The organism is Acidovorax sp. NPDC077693 (assembly GCF_044542805.1).
Lineage (GTDB): Bacteria > Pseudomonadota > Gammaproteobacteria > Burkholderiales > Burkholderiaceae_C > Acidovorax.
The window spans coordinates 40,235-56,923 of the sequence record NZ_JBITVD010000002.1 but is presented as its reverse complement, the minus strand read 5'-3'; the positions used below and the strand labels follow the sequence as shown (position 1 = coordinate 56,923).

Below are 16,689 nucleotides of genomic sequence, written 5' to 3'. Positions count from 1 at the left end.
GTGCAAGCCACCCGCTTGCACAGGCTTTTGCCGTCTGAGCTCTGTCCCTCTATCAGGGCCCAGACATCACCCAAGCATTCAAGGAGCAACTCAATGACAGAAACCCCCTCCCCCTTGGAGAACCTCGCAGCCTGCGCCGTCGCCTATTTGGCTGGCATCCTTTTCACGCTGGTCCTCATCAGCTATATCGATGCCGCATTGGCCAGCGAAGGCCGCCGCATCCGCACTGCGCCCTCCACCCCCTCCACACAGGAGGAGTGATGCATGCAAAGCGGAACATTTCTGGATGGCGATCTCCATGGACACGCCTACCCGGGTGATCCCGATGACGACGCAGATCTCGATGACTATTCAGACAGCGAGCCACCGCAATCGACGCCGTTTGGGGTGAAGCCAAGCTCTGTGCCCCAGCCAGGTCGCTATCCGATGAGATCGCATCACACTGCAATCGGCGTGTGCTGTCTTCACTGCAGCTCATCCCGCACCACTACAAGCCACCTGGGTCGCCGAATTGGGAGTGCAGTCGGCACCCTTGCAGGCGCTGCCACTGCGACAGCCCGCACTGCCGGAGGTGCACAACTTGGCGCGGAATTGGGTGCTGTTCTGGGCACACCCGCAGGCCCTGCAGGCACCACGGTAGGGGCGATTGCAGGGGCAGTCCTTGGCGCCATGGTGGGAGCAGCTGCGGGCTGTGCCATAGGTGCAGCCCTGGGAGAAGCCATCGACGCCAAGATCCTGCACAACCACCGCTGCTTGCAGTGCGGCCGAAGTTTCAGCGTCGAAGACTCCTAGCTTCCCACGGCGGACTGCGGATGCATCTGGGTACGCAGTCTTTCTTTCGGTTCTCTTTTTCATCCCAAGCGCACAACTGTCCACTGCCTTCGCGGTGGCGCAGCTGTGCGCGTTGCTTTTTCAAATAAGGAATTTCTCAATGGCACATCTCGTTCAAACCATGGCCTATGTCGGCGAAACCCCCTGGCACAACCTGGGCCAGCAGTTGCCCGCCAAGCAACCCATCGATGTCTGGGCCCGCGAAGCGGGCATGGACTGGACCATCCGCGAGACCCCCGTGCGCTACATGGCCACAGAATCTGGCGCTGGCACCAGCGGCTCCTCCGTCTCCGAGCTTTATGGCGAACCCATGGAGTTCGCAGACCAGAAGGTGTTGTACCGCAGCGATACCAAGGCCCCCCTGTCGGTAGTGAGTTCCCGTTACCAAGTTGTGCAACCCAAACAGGTCCTGGAGTTCTACCGGGACCTCACCGAAGTCTCCGGTTATGAGCTGGAGACTGCCGGAGTTCTGAAGGCTGGGCGCAAGTTCTGGGCCCTGGCCCGCACCGGCAAGTCCTCGGCCCTCAAAGGCAACGACGTGGTTAATGGCTATCTGCTCTTGGCCACGTCCTGCGACGGGACGCTGGCGACGACAGCCACCCCGACCAACGTGCGCGTGGTCTGCAACAACACCTTGTCCATCGCCCTGTCCGGAACGTCCAGCGCGATAAAGGTGCCTCACAGCACCAGCTTTGATGCGCAGGCGGTCAAGAAGCAGTTGGGGATTACCGTCTCGCAATGGGACGGTTTCATGTACCGCATGAAGACCCTCTCCGAGCGCAAGGTCAAGAGCCATGAGTCGATGAACTACTTCCTGAAGGTGCTGTGCCAGACGGATGGGCATGCGGATGTATCTGCAGGCCTGACCAATGAGCGCGCCCTCAAGAAGGTGCAGGCCATGTACGAAGGCCAGGGCCGGGGTGCGGAGTTGGCTGCTGCCAAGGGCACGGCCTGGGGCCTGCTTTGCGCCGTGACCGAGTTCGTAGACCACGAGCGCCGGGCGCGCAGCCAGGAATACCGCCTGGACAGTGCCTGGTTTGTTCAGGGGGCCACGCTCAAGCACCGGGCGCTCGAGCAAGCGCTGCATTTGGCGTCGTGACTGTGTCAGTCGTTATCGCGGTTCATCCGTTCCTTCATCCCCCTCACGGCACAGACCCCGGCTCCTTTAACGGACCGGGGTCTTTTGCTTTGAGGGTGTGACGTGGTGACCGTTGTTGTCGTTTTTACTTTCAAGGAGTCAGCATGGTTCATCCTGTTGTTTCACCGGTGGGGGTTTCTTCCACCAAACCCCGCCCTGCCCTTCGACTGGTCAAGACCCAGAACTTGCCCCGCGATCAGTGGTTGCAGGTACGCCTGGGGGGCATTGGCAGTTCGGATGCCGCTGCGGCCGTGGGCCTCAACCCCTACCAGTCACAGTTGGAGTTGTGGGTGGAGAAGACTGGACGTGCTCCTGTGGCCCCACCGGGCGATGGGGGCGCGGACGATCAGAGTCCGATGTACTGGGGCTCCCTTCTGGAGCCCATCGTGGCGGCGCACTACACCCGGCGCACGGGCAACCGAGTGCGCCGCATCAATGCGGTGCTGCAGCACCCCGACCATCCCTGGATGCGGGCCAACATCGACCGGGAGGTCATGGGGGCTTCGGACGTTCAGTTGCTGGAGTGCAAGACCGCTGGCATTCAGGGTGCCTGGCTCTGGCGCGATGGGGTGCCTGAGTATGTGCAGTTGCAAGTTCAGCACCAGTTGGCGGTGACGGGCAAGCAGGTGGCTGATGTGGCGGTGCTGCTGGGCGGGCAGGAGCTGCAGGTTTTTCGGATCGAGCGGGATGAGGAGCTGATCGCTCAGCTCGTGCGTCTGGAGCGCGAGTTCTGGGGCTATGTGGAGCGGGATCAGCAACCGCCGGCGGATGGGTCGGAGTCTGCGGATCGGGCTTTGCGGGCGCTGTACCCCCGGGATTCCGGAACCACTATGGACCTGCGCCAGGACCTGGTGATGGGGGCGGTGTTCTCGGACTTGCTGGCGGTGCGGGAGGTGCTGACAACCCAGACCGCCTTGGAAGCCCAGCTCAAGCAGTCTATTCAGCAGCGCATGGGGGATGCCTCCCGGGCGGTGTTCGATGGTGGCGAGGTGAGTTTCAAGCGCTCCAAGGACGGCAGCACGCTGGATACGGATCGGCTGGCCAGGGAGCAGCCGGAGATCGTGAGGACCTACACGGTACCTAAGCCAGGGAGTCGGCGGTTTCTGGTGCAGACCTGAGGCGGGGTCATTTTTCATTCAACGCATCCCACGGGCGGGCTTCATCGGTGACGGTGAGGCCCGTTTTGTTTTGGGGGGCATTCACATTCAACAAGGAGATTCACATGCTCAAAGGTTTGGCGTTGACGCCGCCCGTGATCGGGCGCATTGCGATTGGGCGGGTGGTGGAGAAGAACGGGCGCAGGTTGCCCGAGAAGGATGATGAGTTCACGCTCACCAGCCAGGTACAGAACCAGAAAGGTTGGGTGGCTCACCCGATGGATGCGCAGTTGCGCAAGGATCCACAGGCCAAGCTGCGCAGCATTCCAGTGCGGCTGCTGTTTGACGACCCAGACCTGAGTCTCAGGGCCAACTACACGATGTTTGACCGGGCCACGGGCAGGCCGCTGTGTGTGGGAGATGGGGAGAGCTGCAAACGCGTGACCCTGTCCGGGATACAGAGTCTGCCCTGCCCTTCGCCGTCGGTGTGTGCACTGGCCCAGGATGGGCACTGCAAGCCGTATGGGCGGTTGCATGTGCGGGTGGATGCGGAAGGGCACACGGATGCTGGAACCGCCGGCGATGAACTGGGCAGCTTTGTTTTTAGAACCACGGGGTTCAACAGCATTCGCACCTTGTCAGCTCGCCTACGGTATCTGTTTGCAGCCTCCGGCGGGCTGCTGGCCGCCCTGCCCTTGGAGCTTCGTCTGCGGGGCAAGTCTACGACGCTGTCGCACCGCACGCCGATCTACTACGTGGATCTGACGCTGCGCTCGGGTCACAGCCTGGCGCAGGTGGTGGCGTTGGCGCGACAGGAGCGGGAGCAGCACTCCGCACTGGGGCTGGATCAGGCTGCGCTGGATTTAGCAGCGCGGCAAGGGCTGGCCCTTGGTGAGTTTGACGAGTCCTCCGAGGAGGTTGCCAGTGCCGGAGTTATGGAGGAGTTCTTTGCGGACCGAGAGGGGCATGAATCTTCGGGGTCTTCTTCAGAGCGTGCGGACGTAGCTGCACCCCAGACGCTGAGGACCAAGTTGGCGCGCAAGCTGCTGGCGACGGCGGATCCAGGAGGCGCCCATGCCGGGGCGTGAAGGGATCGTGCGGCGCTACGTGCTCGGGTTGGACATGTTGACCGTGCCCAGCTACCGCAGCGCCGGTGCGCTCTCGCACTCGAAGCCGTTGCCTGGGGTGTTGATGCGTGCGACGGCGCTGCCGCACAGGACGGGGTCCACTGCATTGGCGCAAGCGGTGGCCTTGTTGTCGGGGCGGCGTGTGGGTGTGCCGCCGGTGGTGACTGCGACGGGGATGCTGGGCCAAGCCAAGCGGTGGCTGCCAGAGGCGGCAGCGTACTTCGTCGGAGAACTGGAACCTGCGGACTTGCTGTCGCTGTGCGCAGGTTCGGTGGATGCCGGGGGTATGGTGCTGTTGCAGTGGCAGCCTCAGCCAAGAAGGAAGTACGGCAATGTCCACGCGCCGGATCCACCTTCACACTGGATGCTGGTGGTGGGCGTGGAAGGGTCTTGGCATGCACAAGGCGTTCAGGCAGGCGGCCAGGTTTCAGCGTCGGCGTTGCTGGTGCTGGATGCCACGGTGTCGCCAGTGTGGGGATGTGGGCACAACCTGCATCTTGTGCCCGGTGAGCACAAAGATCATCCGCGCACACGCGAGGCGGCTATGTCTAGCGCTGTGTGGACGGCCTTCACTCTGGATGGGGAACTGGAGTGCGGTGTGATGCTCGCGGTGGTAGCTCTGTACCCTACTGCGTCTCAGTGAAGATCGTCCTGGCTCAACCCGGCTCTGTTGGTTGCTCTTCCGGCAAAGTCAATGCCCCGCGCCCCGGTCGCTTGCGTTCCTTGGAGCCTCGGCCTGGGGGGCTTTCGGGGCGCAAGCGCACCCAGGCTTGTCTGGGCCCCGTGTCTGCGTTGCGGCGGTATTCGAGATCGAACTCGCTGGATTCGGCAAGTACCTGTGGCCAACTGTTGCAGCGGTACTTTTGTGGCGTCTGTTCGGGATGTCGCTCCAGCATCCGCGCCTTGACCACATCGAACGCAATCCACGCTTTTCCAGCGAGGGCACTTACCTCCTCGCGCAGGGCCCGCACGATGCCCGTGTTGCACCACTCGAAACTGCCGTCAGGACTGATGCCATTGACCACCCAGTCTTGCCAAACATCCGTTTGCATGAATGAGGCGGCGAGCGCGCGTGCTTCTACGATGCCCATCGTCCACATTCGCAACTCTTGATAGTGGGTCTCGATGCGCTGAAACGCCTCCTGCAGATAGACGAGAGCATCCTCACACCCTTGCTCATCCCCCAGATTGAAACGCTGCAAAAAGCCGTGCACCAGCTCATTGCGCAGAGTTACCAACTGCTGCACGGCGACCTTCGTTTTGAGCCATTGCTCAGGCGCAAGGGTCATCCGAGAGCTGTGCGAGAACAGAATCTTGTCGGGGACAACCTTGTCTTCAGGCAGCAGTTCGCGCTCGAAGCCTTCCGGCACCACAAACGACTCGAACATGAGGTTGGCCAGGTTTCCGAGGGTCTGGCCGGAAAGCTTCTCTGCGCGGATTGCAGGTTGGGCTTTTACTTCCTCCAAGGTGCCGGCGGCCTCATGGTGAGCCAGGAGGGTTTTTAAGGCGTTTTCGTACTGCTGCAGGCGCAGCATGCAGCGCCCCAGATGACGCTGAACATCACGTTGGATCTCTGGCCCTGGCTTTTCTGGCGGCAGTTGGTCAAGGGTCATGGCGCAGCCTGGTCATCAGGGGAGTGAGTCAACCTGCACGCAGGGGCCGACTAGCCGATAACGAACGGCTCGCGGTCCTTGCCGGCAATCCACTGGGGTGACTTGCCACGGCCGGTCCAGGTAGCACCCGTATCTGAATCCCGGTACTTTGCGGCGACCTTCTTCTTGGCGGCCTTCGCATTCCACGGGAACACCTGCTGAGCCGTGAAGCCGAACTCCTCAATGAGTTGGGGGACGATCTGCAGGGCCTGCGCGGACTCCGCTTTTTTGGCGTTGGCGATTTTTTCGTCGAGAAGTTTTTTCTGGGCGAGGAGTTCAGCGTAGGTTGTCATATGAGGGCGACTATAAATCGGGACTTACGCGTTTTATCACGGGCTAAACCATGCGTTAGCTATGCCCCCAATCCAGTTCCGCTGGGGTCCACTCAACCATTTGCCACATTGCAACCGTCGTCTTCAGGCTGAAAGCAGCCGCACACCCCACCGTTATCAACCGACAGCTCGTAACGGGAGCTGTCATTGATCGTCAAGCCAGCACTGGTCACTCATATCAGGAACTGACACCATCGGCGCGGGTATCCGGCAAGCGCTCCGCTCACCGTGATGTCACGGCGAAGCGAAGTACGGTCTAGCCGCGCACACGACGAACGAAATCGGCAATTGCCGTCCCCACTTCATCGGGAGTGGTCTCCTGGATGTAGTGGCCACCCTTGACCATTACCTCGGTCTGGTTGGGCCAGGTCTTCGCGATGTCGTGCAGGCGATTGGTCAGCAGATAGCCAGGCTCGGCTCGGATGAGCAGCTTGGGGACATCGCTTTGGCCAAGCCAGCGCGAATAGTCCTCAACGATCTTCACGGTGTGCGCGGGCTGGCCTTCAATTGGCAAGTCGAACGAAATTTGAGGCCTGCGGTCCTCGCCGGGATTGAGGAACGGGACGCGATAGTGGGCCTTCTCCACATCGGTGAAGTCACGCGCACTGAGCAAAAAGCTTTCGAGAAAGTCAGCGCCCTGAAGGCTTGCCTCCAGTCCTTCAGGTGTCATGTGTTTGAGCTGCGCCTGCACATACTCAGGAAAGTCCGACACGAGCAGCGGGGCAACGATGGATTCCATGTAAGCGATACCCTGAACGCGGCTGCGGTGCTGGTTGGCCCAGTCAAAGCCGACCATCGAACCGGTGTCATGCAACACAAGGATCACCTCATCTCCTAGGTCCAGTGCGTCCAACAGGCCATGCAGATACTTGCGCTGCTCGTTGAAGCTGTATCGGGACGTGCCAAGTGCTGGGTCGAGCTTCTCTGAATCTCCCATTCCCATGAAATCAGCGGCGATCAGCCGTCCATGTCCCTTGAGGTTGCGCATGACGTTGCGCCATAGGTAGGAAGACGTCGGGTTGCCATGCTGGAAGATGATGGGTGCACCTTCACCCTCATCGATATAGGCCATCTTGTGTCCGTGAATTTCGAGGTACTTCTTCGCTGCAAACGGTTGCTCGGTGAACTTGGCGTGAAATTGGCTCATTCGTTTCTCCGTTAATTGAGGGGTGCTGGGATTGCTGTCGGCGCAGGCGCAAATGTGGGTGCGTAAGGCGATTGCAGTTCGCGGGCGGCGTTTTGTGTGGCGAAAGAAGCGAGCAACCAGACGAGTCCCACCGTCGCTGGAATGGCGCCCTTGGGCTTGCGGACGCCCAAGTGCGCGAGGCCAGACAAGACCAAGTGATAGAAGATGCCAACGTAGGCCAGATCGCTGAGCGCCACGTTGAAGTGCCACAGCACTGCGATAGGCCCGAGCAGCTTGACGGCAATCATGAAAGGCACGAGGAGCGGGGCTGAATAGCCCAACTCAGACTGCGCCTTGCGGACAAAGTCGCCCTTGGCGATGTACATCGCGGCTGAAGCGAAGTAGAGCAGAGACAGCAGTGCGGTGCTGATCCAGTACAGGTAGACAGTGGCCATGGTGTTTTGCTAGTCGGCAATTGAGTTCAACATGCAGTAAGGATGTCGTTTAAGATGAATGTTGACAAGTAGGATGAAAAAATGGTGGTTAGTATGAAAAAGCAGACTAATGAAAACACTGGGGTCAACATGCACGAGGAAATGCGGCGTGCATTTGCCCTCCTTTCAGGCAAATGGAAGCTGGAAATCATGTGGTTGCTCAACCAGCGGATCTACCGCTTTGGCGAGTTGCGCAAAGCGATACCCGGCATCACGCAGCACATGCTGACTGCTCAGTTACGCGAGCTGGAAGCTGATGGATTGGTATCTCGGACCGTGTTTGCGGAGGTACCGCCGCGCGTCGAATACGAGATCACGTCAAAAGCGAGGGCGCTTGGCCCCACGATGCAAGCCCTCACCGAATGGTGGGCTGAACACGGTGGCAGCACACCAGCGGTTCGACCAGTTTCAAGCGGTCGCAAACCAAAGAGTTGAGGGGGTGCGGTGTCGTGTTTGCATAGTCCCGCGTCGGCGCAGGAATCAGTCCCTGTCGGCACGTATGGGCTTTAGTCATCATTGATAGACACACGACTCTTTGAACCTGGCGCGTCCAGGTATGCATGTCATCGATCTGTGGCGGTTGCACCGCTCACTGTTGAGCCGGACGGATCGGAAGCTCAACGCATCGGCGTCTTGCAAGGACGGCTTTCAGCGACAAAGCTGTACATAGGAAACTGACCGTCAAGGTCGGCAATCGCTGCATAGCGGACTTGCCTAAATCAAAAACTGGTTTGCCCCTCGTCGTTTCCCTGAACTGAGCCGCCGCCCAACCGCCAAGTTTGCAGATCCCAAAACGCCCGCCCACAACCTGAGCATTGGAACTTATCGGTGTACTTCATGGCTCCCGAGTCGTCACGCGCCACCACCCGGCGGTAGCTGGTCGCGCCACACACGCCGCAGCAATTGGGAGAAGTGAGCGAGTTCGCCTGCATGGCTCAGGAAGGAATTTGCATAAGGGAAGCAACGATTTTCGAATGTTAGCAACCCAGACGGCATACGAGCCAGGTTGCCTTCCAGCAACCTGGCTGTCTCACACAACGTCGATCACACAAGCGCCGCATTGACGCCCGCTCAGCCCAGGCAGGGACGGCACCTCTCGCGCGGAAGCACGATACGTTCGAGGGGTCGACCACGGAAACAGCGACATGGCGACATTCATCGCCCTTGCCCGGGGGCCGCGGATGGTTGTTGCTTGTCGTTAAGCGTCAACGTAGGGCTCTCTCGTGCGTTCATATGATGAGTTTGCATCACATATCATTCACGCAATTTCAGCATTTTTGAGGGGTAGGCCGTGTTGTCACTTCCATCGAGACGCGTCCGCGCGCTCTCCTGCTGGGCATCCGTAGTCTTGGCGGGACCTTTCCTTGGTTCCCTCGTCTTGGCGGGACAGCCATCTGGTGCTTTGGAGTTCACTGGCATCCTGGAGAGCCAAGGGCCCTACTCCGCCATTTTGCGCGTGAGCGCAGATTCCGGTGACCTGGTGGGGCATGTGTTCCGCAATGACTCCGCCGTAGGGCGCCGCATTCTCATGGATTGCGTCGTGGGCATACCTTGCGCGCTCGAGACGGTTCGTTTTAGCGAGTTCGATGGGCCCGCTGCGCAATGGTTGGGGTTTGCGGATCAGCCGGCAGGATGGAAGGAGATCGTGGCGGCAGAAGGGCCACGGGTGGGGTCGGCCATCGATGACTATCCGGCTGAAGCCAGGACCCGCTATGGAATGGTCGCTGCAGACCGGGAGAACCTGGCTTTGCTGTGGCGGGAAAAGCCGCTGTTGCCTGCAGAGAGGGGGATTTTTTCTGTGGGGCGCCACTTCTCCTCCTGGGGAGCCGGTGAGTTGCTATTGGTGCAAAACACCGGTGGTGTGGCCTGCCCTGCGCTGTACCGCTTCGTAGAGATCACTTCGCGCGGTGCCGATATCTACCCGGAGTTCGCTACCTGTTCAGATCTGGTGTATCCATTCATGGACAACAGCGCCCAGGGCAAGCCACGTGTCGTGGTGCGCATGGTCGATTTCATTGGCCCGTTTGGCTCGGATCGGGAGCGGCACAAAGCCTCACGCGCCAGAGTCGATTTTGTATTCAGCGACGGTCAGCTCACGCGCGACGGGAAGCTGGTGACCCCTGAGATTTCAGGCGGAGCTCTTCGGTGATCGCGCTTTTGCGCGACTGGGTTCTTCGCGGACGGTGCTCGCCAGACGCCTTCGAGGCGTGGGCTTGGAATCGGGGGGTGGCTGCAGCAGGGTCCAGGGTTCAACGCCCAGTGCCTGGGCAAACCGACCGATGTTTTCCAGCGCGACGTTCCAGGCGGATCGCTCTACCCCGGACACATAGGTGCGGTCAAAACCGCTCTCATGGGCCAGGCGTTCTTGTGACCAGCCCTTCTCTACCCGCAGCAGACGGATCTGGTATCCGAGCACATCGCGCAGGTTGTCGCTAGCAGGCAGGCGGGTAGGTCCGGAGGGTTTGGCTGACACCCCACGAGGATGCAATTTTGGTCTATTTGCATCTACGGAGTTTGCTTTTCGTATGAAGTTTTTTGAAGAGATTTTTTCCCATTGGGGATTGCCTGCTTAGTGGCTACAGGCGGTTTTCGCTGGAGTGTTTTGAAGTTTTTTCGTTGGTTTTCACATTCATCAATCGGAGGGTCAGTTGTATGCGTATGCGTTATTCATCGGTTGTATTTGGGGCCTGTGCGGCCTTGTTGTCGGGGTGCCTGGGGAGCGACGTCTCGCGCGTCAAAGATTCCCGGATGAAGGGATGGCCGGATTTCACGGTCGGGCAACTACTGGACAAGCGCAAGGCATGTTCCAGCACAGAGTGGAAGAGTTTCACGGACACGCGGGATCGCAAGGTGGTGGAGTACCAATGCACCTACAGTCCAGGGGGCAAATACATGCAGGAGCGAAGCGCCGAGGCCATTGAAGAGGAAAACGGGCAGCCGGCACGCCAGGCGGAGAGCAACGCTTACTACCTGGGCATCGAGCAGAAACAAATCGACCATGCCAAAGAACAACTTGCGGACGCGATAGATCGCGGTGTGCCGGTCGAATCATTTGAGCAGGCGATTGCACGCGCTGAAAATGCGTATGAGAAAAAGAAGCAGCTTCACGCAGAACGCGCATCCCAGGATGACGAGCGTCATGGCCAACGTTTGGCGCTGTTCAAGCGTCGAGCGGCGAATTTCCGTGAAGTGCTGGAGATTTCGCAATGGGCAATTCAGGACGGATCGCCTGTCTATCTGGGCTCTAAGATTCAGGCGGTCTTCGATGATCGGGCCATTGATTGGCCGGTAAATCATGTCTTTGTCTTTGAGCAAGCGTCTCAGGATTCTCCGGACCTTACGGAGTCCTACCGCGTCTATTTAGGTCAGATGTGGGAGCAGTATCGGTAATCTACTACTGAGCGGGTACGAGATCTGGGTCAAGACTGGAAAGCAATGGCCGCTGCTAGCTCAGGCACATAAATCGGGCAAATGGTATGGACGGTTCACAGTTGTGTGAGCCGCTCCTTGTCATTTGTCTTTTTTCTTGTCTTCGAGGAGCTTCTTATGCCTACCAGTATTCCCGTCCAAGTGGGACAGCAACAGTTTGACAGCATGAACAAGGCCCGCCTTCACTATCGCGAGATCCTCTATCGCTATGAGACGGGTCACGCCGTGGACGATGCGGACAAATCGCAGGTCATGAGTCTGTTGGAGTGCGCCGCAATTGGAGCCGCACCTCAAGCGACCGAAGATGCCGTACGCGTAGTGAAGGGAAACTATGGACGGCGGTGTTTTGAAGTACGTCGCGAGAATGAGCCGGGGCACCTGATTTCCATCATGCGGGCCGTGAAGGAGTGCATCGCGGAGCGCGTGCTGCCGAAGTCCCACGAAAAGGGCGCATAGCGACAGTCGAGACCAAGGCCCCGATCTGACGACAAGTGCTGAACGTGTAGCTCTTCGCGGCGAGACAGTCAGCGCTTATGGGCCTGCCGCAGTCCGCATGGTTGGAGAGTGGAGGCGCCTGCGGTTATCGCACACTCACGTTGGATATGCGCATCTGGGCAAGACTTGTGGTGAGCACCGCGAGTCTCGACTGCTCAAGCTGGAGGTCTGCTTGCGTTCACAGACCGGCTGCGCCACCGACCTGGTTCGGTGGTGGCAGGCTGGCGGTGGTGGGTGTGAGACAACAGTGATGCACGTCTCAACTCGCAAAAAACGGCCACGCACTTCGCTCGCCATCTGGTGCTTGTCGTGAATAAGGCTGCACCCCTCGCCCATGGCGTGGAGTTTTTCCCGGGCCATCGTAGGTCAGCACGGTGTCGCTCAAGCCCAGATAAATCGCCGCGTTGTGCAGTACGTTTGCGAGCCCCACCGGATAAAACTCCAAGATAGCCAAGCCACCTCGGATCGAGAAGGGGCTGCCAGTTGCGGTCAAGCAGTTGAAGCTGACGCCCTGCCCTAAAGTAATCCGAGCTTGCCACTCCAGCATCAATCCACGTGCCAAGGCATCAAGCTCATGCTCGCGTGGCCCATCAATGACAAGCACGAGATGGAAGACTGGGCCTCGTGTCACGCCATAGTCTCGCGACCACGCATGGCCCACTACGCATTGCCCCATTTTCTTGTCGAGATGAGACATAAGCGCACGCCACTGCGCGGCAACAAAATCATCAGCCGCTTGATCGAACGGAATCAGGCCCACCTGGGAAGGCGAGTAGCCAAAGTCGATGCGCAACACCCGAGATGCGGGATGTGCATCTGCAAGCGCTTCAAAATAGGCCGTCAAATCATTGAAGCGGCCATTCGCCGACTCTCGCCATCGTTTCGCCTTCGCCTTGAAGTCCAGGCGCTGCGCCTTTCTGCGAATGGCGTTCACGCAGCCATTCAAAGTGTCTGCAGCCGATACCAACATCTCCGGACTACGAGGTCCACCTCCTGCCCAAGTCACTCCGACACCGCGACGATCACACTCATCAAACAGAAGCGCCACCAATGGATCCACCTTATGACTAGGACACAGCAGGGTGCGGGCATGGACAGCTTCGGTGACCGTGTCCAAAAAGCGCTTGCCCAAATCAGTAGGACGCAGGACTGCCTGACCAGAGCGTGACGTGACTCGGAAGAGCTCGGCCTCTGATCGAGTTACGCTGGCCGTCAACTCGCGCGCCGCCATCAGAAAATTGACCAGATTCCACTCTGGCGTTTGAACTGGAAACACAACGCCCTGGCGGGGATGCAGTGCGACAGTACGCTCTCGTACGGCGCAGCGAATAAGCTCTGGTTGACAAAAATGCATATTTGGCCTTTCTCAGCATGACCACCTACGAACAGAAAAAAGATTTCCCGATGCCATCCCCTGACATCGCAATGGAGATCAACCTACCAAAAAAATACCTTGAAGGAGTTCACTTCCGCTTTTACAAAGGCAGTTTCGACGACTACTTGGCGTCAATCGATCCTCAATCAATATCAGAAGAAAACGTTAGTTTTCACATCACTCGTACTAGCATCCGTTCGTTCACCAGCGAAGCCGAGAACATCCAATACACCTATGAGCAGAACATCGCTCACCTATCCATAGCAATCAAGTTTTCCGACATGCACCATGCTGCAGAGCGTCCCGAGCATGCCTGGTACTGGCTTTTCATCGCGAACAAGGCGCGAGGAATACTCACGCAAATCGACCACTACAACTTCCTGGAAGAACGACTGAGCCAGAGATCCGAAAACGCAAGGCACGCGGCCCTGTCCCGTCATAAAGACACCATAGCGATGAAGCAGAAAATCCTGCTTATCCTTGCCAAGCGCAAACCCGACAATGGCTGGCGCAACTTCAAGACGGCCCTGGACAGCATAAAAGGTGAAATAAAGACACTTATCGACGAACTGGGAATCACCGGGATCCAGGATGGGGTAAAAAATCAAAGAGAAGTAGGCACGGTGATAGGTCTATTCTACAAATGGCGGCATAACGACCCAGATTTCAAGAAAGAATCCAATCAGTTCGTCAAAACCTCTAGAAAGTTGCGCGAATCTATTCGATTGCCTCGCAACCGTGCTGACTCAGGCCAGTCGCACCTTCAAACCGTGCTTCAGCTATTCTCGCAACCTATCAAAGACTGACCCCCTTTCCGGCGCTTACGGCCTAACTTCTTGATCGATTCTTCCTGAGTAAAAGTGCGATGGAACGCACGATCTCGACCTGGAAGAATTACTTGCATGTAACAGTCCGGCTTCGTCAAATAAGCCACCGCCATCACGTAGCCGGTAAAGAATCCGTCGTCCGAGTACGTTGCCATTCCAAGTCCCAAGTACTTGTATTTCTCCTTGTAGACATTACACAAGTAGAACGCCCCTTCCCCGTCCGGTACCAACCGCTTCCAAATTTCACCAATCCGAATCCCATTCCTAATGTCCTGTTGATGTTTTGATCCATCAAGAAATATGAGAACGTGGAAATGGTAGCCTCGGCTATAGCCATATTCAAGCTTACTAGCTCGTCCCAGTAAACCCGTCCCGTAGGCTTTCTCGACCTCCTTCCAAAAAGCGATTCTCAATTCCCGAACCTTCTTGTACACAGGTCCTTGCCCCTCTTCCTCGGTTGAAAATTCTCCGTTTGACTTACCATGCTTTGGCTCCACTCCCGCACCATTGGAAAAGCTCAAATCCAAACGGATGATAGACACCCGCGCATGTGCAGCCAGTTGCGCCTTCAGATCCAAAATCAAGTTTCGCGCGTTCTTGTTGGCATTGCGGCGAAAATTTTTCTCCAGCCGTTTCCAGTTGCTCTTGATCGCCTCCTCACGAACCTTAGCAACCGCTTGATTCAAGCGCCAGGCCAATTCACTAGCTGGCGCCATGAAGCCCGTCACTGGAACAGCACGGCTACTCGGTTTGGCATACATATAAGCGCCCACATCCAACCCAAGCAATTGATGCATCTGAAATGCTTTGACAAAGATCTTAAGCAACGGGTGCAGCTGATGTTTTTCAAACAGGTCAAGCAGATTTGACGCAGGCTCCCCCAGCACCTTAAGCGTCAGACGCTTCTCAAGAGTACTTTCACCTGCTCTCGCAAAATCAAAGTCAGTGCACTGGAAGACAAAGAGTTCCGAGCGGTCAATCATCTTCTTCGTCAGCCGCACAACCAATATAAGCAGTTCGACATCATCTAATTGCTTATCCAGGGTGGCAACCACCTTGCCGCGAGAATCATCCAAGTGAATTGCAGCCTTGCGCAAAGCCTCCTCTGGACTGAGTGTTATGGGAATGATGATATTAGACTTCATAAATACTCACACAGCCATCATTATCGACATGGCATTCACTTAGTTTATATTAATAACAAAAGAACCAGAATGGCAATGTCGTTGGAGGACTGCAAATTCAGGCCCTGCAAATCCCCGATGCTTATCTAACGAGGCAAAGCCGTGTTTCCCCTACAACAAGAATTAGTGTTCCTTTTGCAATTTCTACTTCACACGAGGCGAAGAGTTCGCTGCACGGGCCGCCTGCAATTCCAGCCATGCCTGCACGTCGCTGTGGCGCCAGCCGATGGACGACATGCCCAGCTTGATGGGGGTGGGAAAGGCTGGGTCAAAGTACCTGGAGCGGGGAGCCAGCTTGAGGTAGATCGAGGAGCGTGAAATACCCAAGGTTTCACGAAGCTCACGCATGCGGATCACGCGGTTGGAAGGGGGGCTGGAGGGGTGTTGCATGGAAATTTCCTTTTGTTGTGTTGGTGGTCCGAATTGTGTTGCGCCACCTCAAAATGGAAAAATCCCATGCGTACTGTATTTTTTTACTATCTCATTGCGGGCTGGCTGCAGCCCCAGCGCAGCAAGGCCGTGAGGCATAACGGGCGCATCGGTGACGTTGCGGTGACGCCGCGTCGCTAGGTGGTGCAGAGCGTGCCCATGCGGGTCAGGGTGTGCATAGATATCGAAGAAAGAGACCCGGTCTGCCCGGCGAAATTAGTTCCCCACTCCAAAAAAATTAGTTCTTCTTCGAGGGAAAACGGATGTTCACACGGGTCGATACCACACCCGTCACGCCGGGCCACGCAGTTGCGGGAATTGCCTGTGCGGATCAGACCTCATCCGCCTGCATCGGGGCATCTCACCACCGTCTATGGCGGGCACCCCAACTGATCGCGATGGACGCGGTCTTCTCACAAATCCCGTCCCGTTGGGTACGGACGGGCTTGAGATCAGCATCGATATCAGCGACCAAATCCTTCGCCTGCTGGCACACATCGCGCAGTTGCGCGCCAAAAAGGGAAGCGCTGATGTCGATAGAAACTGGCTGGCCGGTGCCGTGGACTCAGACGCGTCGCATGTCGAGTGTCTCCGTCCGTCAGAAAATGTCTGCCGTGGAACGACCTGCGGAACCGGCACGAACTGGTCACCCCAGCGGGAACGCTGGCGCGCCAATCCTTTTGCCCAATGACGGCCGATTTCGGTTCTAAATGCCTATGGTTACGGGAAACTAGAAGGCTGGCGCCTGGTGTTGCGTAAAAAAAGCTTGGAGCAAGTTCCACTCATTTCCCTTGAATGCAAACAACACTTTCACGCCGGGAGGATGACACATATAGGAGCCAAGCGAAAGTCGCGGGCTTTTAAAGATGAATATAGGAGCGCCGCCCCATCCGACCGAACGGCTCCCACCTATCCCGCCCCTCTCTGGCGAGAGCAAGCCCCCTCTTCCCTCAGCGGGGCATTTGACTGGCCGCAAGCCCGTCGGAAGGGAACATCGACTCGTGCACAGCCATATCCAGGCCGAGCATTCGGGTGGACTAAGCGCCACCGCCTATTAAGCTCCAGGCTTCGCAGCTCGCTTCATGGCTGGTTAGAATATCTCAGCAAAAAGCAATTGCAACAATGGCATATAAAGCAGTGTTTTTAAAATTAA

Annotated in this window: 18 protein-coding genes and 1 pseudogene; 11 read left to right on the top strand and 8 right to left on the bottom strand. The window is 57.6% G+C overall.

All coding sequences use genetic code 11. From position 1 onward, the window contains the following. The first annotated feature begins 93 nt into the window (after window positions 1–93). From ACIGHN_RS02395 to ACIGHN_RS02375, 5 genes are all read left to right on the top strand, one after another. A complete protein-coding gene (locus ACIGHN_RS02395) occupies window positions 94–261 on the top strand; it encodes a hypothetical protein (RefSeq protein ID WP_396503127.1) in 168 nt (55 codons plus the stop codon). 670 nt (window positions 262–931) lie between these two features. After that, entirely contained in the window at window positions 932–1,930 is a 999-nt protein-coding gene (locus tag ACIGHN_RS02390; protein ID WP_396503126.1) for a DUF932 domain-containing protein, read from the top strand. A gap of 143 nt (window positions 1,931–2,073) precedes the next feature. After that, the gene (locus ACIGHN_RS02385) at window positions 2,074–3,087 is read left to right on the top strand and encodes a YqaJ viral recombinase family protein (protein WP_396503125.1); all 1,014 of its coding nucleotides are present in this window, start codon (window positions 2,074–2,076) and stop codon (window positions 3,085–3,087) included. A 104-nt stretch (window positions 3,088–3,191) separates the two neighbouring features. Further along, complete coding sequence (locus ACIGHN_RS02380) at window positions 3,192–4,154, top strand: phage capsid protein (RefSeq protein WP_396503124.1); 963 nt, start codon at window positions 3,192–3,194, stop codon at window positions 4,152–4,154. Then, window positions 4,141–4,836 (top strand): hypothetical protein, encoded by a 696-nt coding sequence (locus ACIGHN_RS02375; protein WP_396503123.1) that lies wholly within the window; start codon window positions 4,141–4,143, stop codon window positions 4,834–4,836. The genes ACIGHN_RS02380 and ACIGHN_RS02375 overlap by 14 nt, the downstream gene beginning before the upstream one ends. 13 nt (window positions 4,837–4,849) lie before the next feature. Here the strand turns inward: ACIGHN_RS02375 and ACIGHN_RS02370 are convergent, their stop codons facing one another. The 4 genes from ACIGHN_RS02370 to ACIGHN_RS02355 all read right to left on the bottom strand — a co-directional run bounded on the left by ACIGHN_RS02370 (window position 4,850) and on the right by ACIGHN_RS02355 (window position 7,758). Further along, a complete protein-coding gene (locus ACIGHN_RS02370) occupies window positions 4,850–5,806 on the bottom strand; it encodes a hypothetical protein (RefSeq protein ID WP_396503122.1) in 957 nt (318 codons plus the stop codon). A 50-nt stretch (window positions 5,807–5,856) separates the two neighbouring features. Further along, window positions 5,857–6,138, bottom strand: a complete 282-nt coding sequence (locus tag ACIGHN_RS02365) for an H-NS family nucleoid-associated regulatory protein (RefSeq protein WP_396503121.1) — start codon at window positions 6,136–6,138, stop codon at window positions 5,857–5,859. 295 nt (window positions 6,139–6,433) lie between these two features. Next, the gene (locus ACIGHN_RS02360) at window positions 6,434–7,324 is read right to left on the bottom strand and encodes a haloalkane dehalogenase (RefSeq protein WP_396503120.1); all 891 of its coding nucleotides are present in this window, start codon (window positions 7,322–7,324) and stop codon (window positions 6,434–6,436) included. An 11-nt stretch (window positions 7,325–7,335) separates the two neighbouring features. Further along, window positions 7,336–7,758 (bottom strand): DoxX family protein, encoded by a 423-nt coding sequence (locus tag ACIGHN_RS02355; protein WP_396503119.1) that lies wholly within the window; start codon window positions 7,756–7,758, stop codon window positions 7,336–7,338. 93 nt (window positions 7,759–7,851) lie between these two features. Between ACIGHN_RS02355 and ACIGHN_RS02350 the strand changes: the two genes are divergently transcribed. Together ACIGHN_RS02350 and ACIGHN_RS02345 are read left to right on the top strand one after the other, a co-directional pair. Next, complete coding sequence (locus ACIGHN_RS02350; RefSeq protein WP_396503118.1) at window positions 7,852–8,232, top strand: winged helix-turn-helix transcriptional regulator; 381 nt, start codon at window positions 7,852–7,854, stop codon at window positions 8,230–8,232. A 1,021-nt stretch (window positions 8,233–9,253) separates the two neighbouring features. Then, window positions 9,254–9,946, top strand: a complete 693-nt coding sequence (locus ACIGHN_RS02345; protein WP_396503117.1) for a hypothetical protein — start codon at window positions 9,254–9,256, stop codon at window positions 9,944–9,946. Here the strand turns inward: ACIGHN_RS02345 and ACIGHN_RS02340 are convergent. Beyond that, window positions 9,926–10,213, bottom strand: a complete 288-nt coding sequence (locus ACIGHN_RS02340) for a helix-turn-helix domain-containing protein (protein ID WP_396503365.1) — start codon at window positions 10,211–10,213, stop codon at window positions 9,926–9,928. The two genes, ACIGHN_RS02345 and ACIGHN_RS02340, sit on opposite strands and share 21 nt — an antisense overlap. Window positions 10,214–10,545: 332 nt before the next feature. On the opposite strand from ACIGHN_RS02340, the gene ACIGHN_RS02335 reads away from it, so the two are divergent. The 3 genes and pseudogenes from ACIGHN_RS02335 to ACIGHN_RS02325 all read left to right on the top strand — a co-directional run. Beyond that, entirely contained in the window at window positions 10,546–11,187 is a 642-nt protein-coding gene (locus ACIGHN_RS02335) for a hypothetical protein (RefSeq protein ID WP_396503116.1), read from the top strand. A gap of 156 nt (window positions 11,188–11,343) precedes the next feature. Then, window positions 11,344–11,682, top strand: a complete 339-nt coding sequence (locus ACIGHN_RS02330) for a hypothetical protein (protein ID WP_396503115.1) — start codon at window positions 11,344–11,346, stop codon at window positions 11,680–11,682. Between the two features lie 74 nt (window positions 11,683–11,756). Further along, window positions 11,757–11,911 (top strand): annotated as a pseudogene (locus ACIGHN_RS02325) (IS3 family transposase); the annotation flags it as partial. Window positions 11,912–11,980: 69 nt separating this feature from the next. Here the strand turns inward: ACIGHN_RS02325 and ACIGHN_RS02320 are convergent. Continuing rightward, window positions 11,981–13,075 carry a hypothetical protein gene (locus tag ACIGHN_RS02320; protein ID WP_396503114.1) on the bottom strand — a complete coding sequence of 365 codons (1,095 nt, stop codon included), beginning with the start codon at window positions 13,073–13,075 and terminating at the stop codon, window positions 11,981–11,983. A gap of 17 nt (window positions 13,076–13,092) precedes the next feature. Here ACIGHN_RS02320 and ACIGHN_RS02315 point away from each other — a divergent pair, with 17 nt between their 5' ends. Then, on the top strand, window positions 13,093–13,902 hold the full coding sequence (locus ACIGHN_RS02315; RefSeq protein WP_396503113.1) for a hypothetical protein: 810 nt from the start codon (window positions 13,093–13,095) through the stop codon (window positions 13,900–13,902). Here ACIGHN_RS02315 and ACIGHN_RS02310 read toward each other — a convergent pair. Further along, window positions 13,872–15,068 (bottom strand): hypothetical protein, encoded by a 1,197-nt coding sequence (locus tag ACIGHN_RS02310; RefSeq protein ID WP_396503112.1) that lies wholly within the window; start codon window positions 15,066–15,068, stop codon window positions 13,872–13,874. The genes ACIGHN_RS02315 and ACIGHN_RS02310 overlap by 31 nt on opposite strands. Window positions 15,069–15,251: 183 nt before the next feature. Beyond that, window positions 15,252–15,497 carry a helix-turn-helix transcriptional regulator gene (locus ACIGHN_RS02305; RefSeq protein ID WP_396503111.1) on the bottom strand — a complete coding sequence of 82 codons (246 nt, stop codon included), beginning with the start codon at window positions 15,495–15,497 and terminating at the stop codon, window positions 15,252–15,254. Window positions 15,498–16,689: the final 1,192 nt, after the last annotated feature.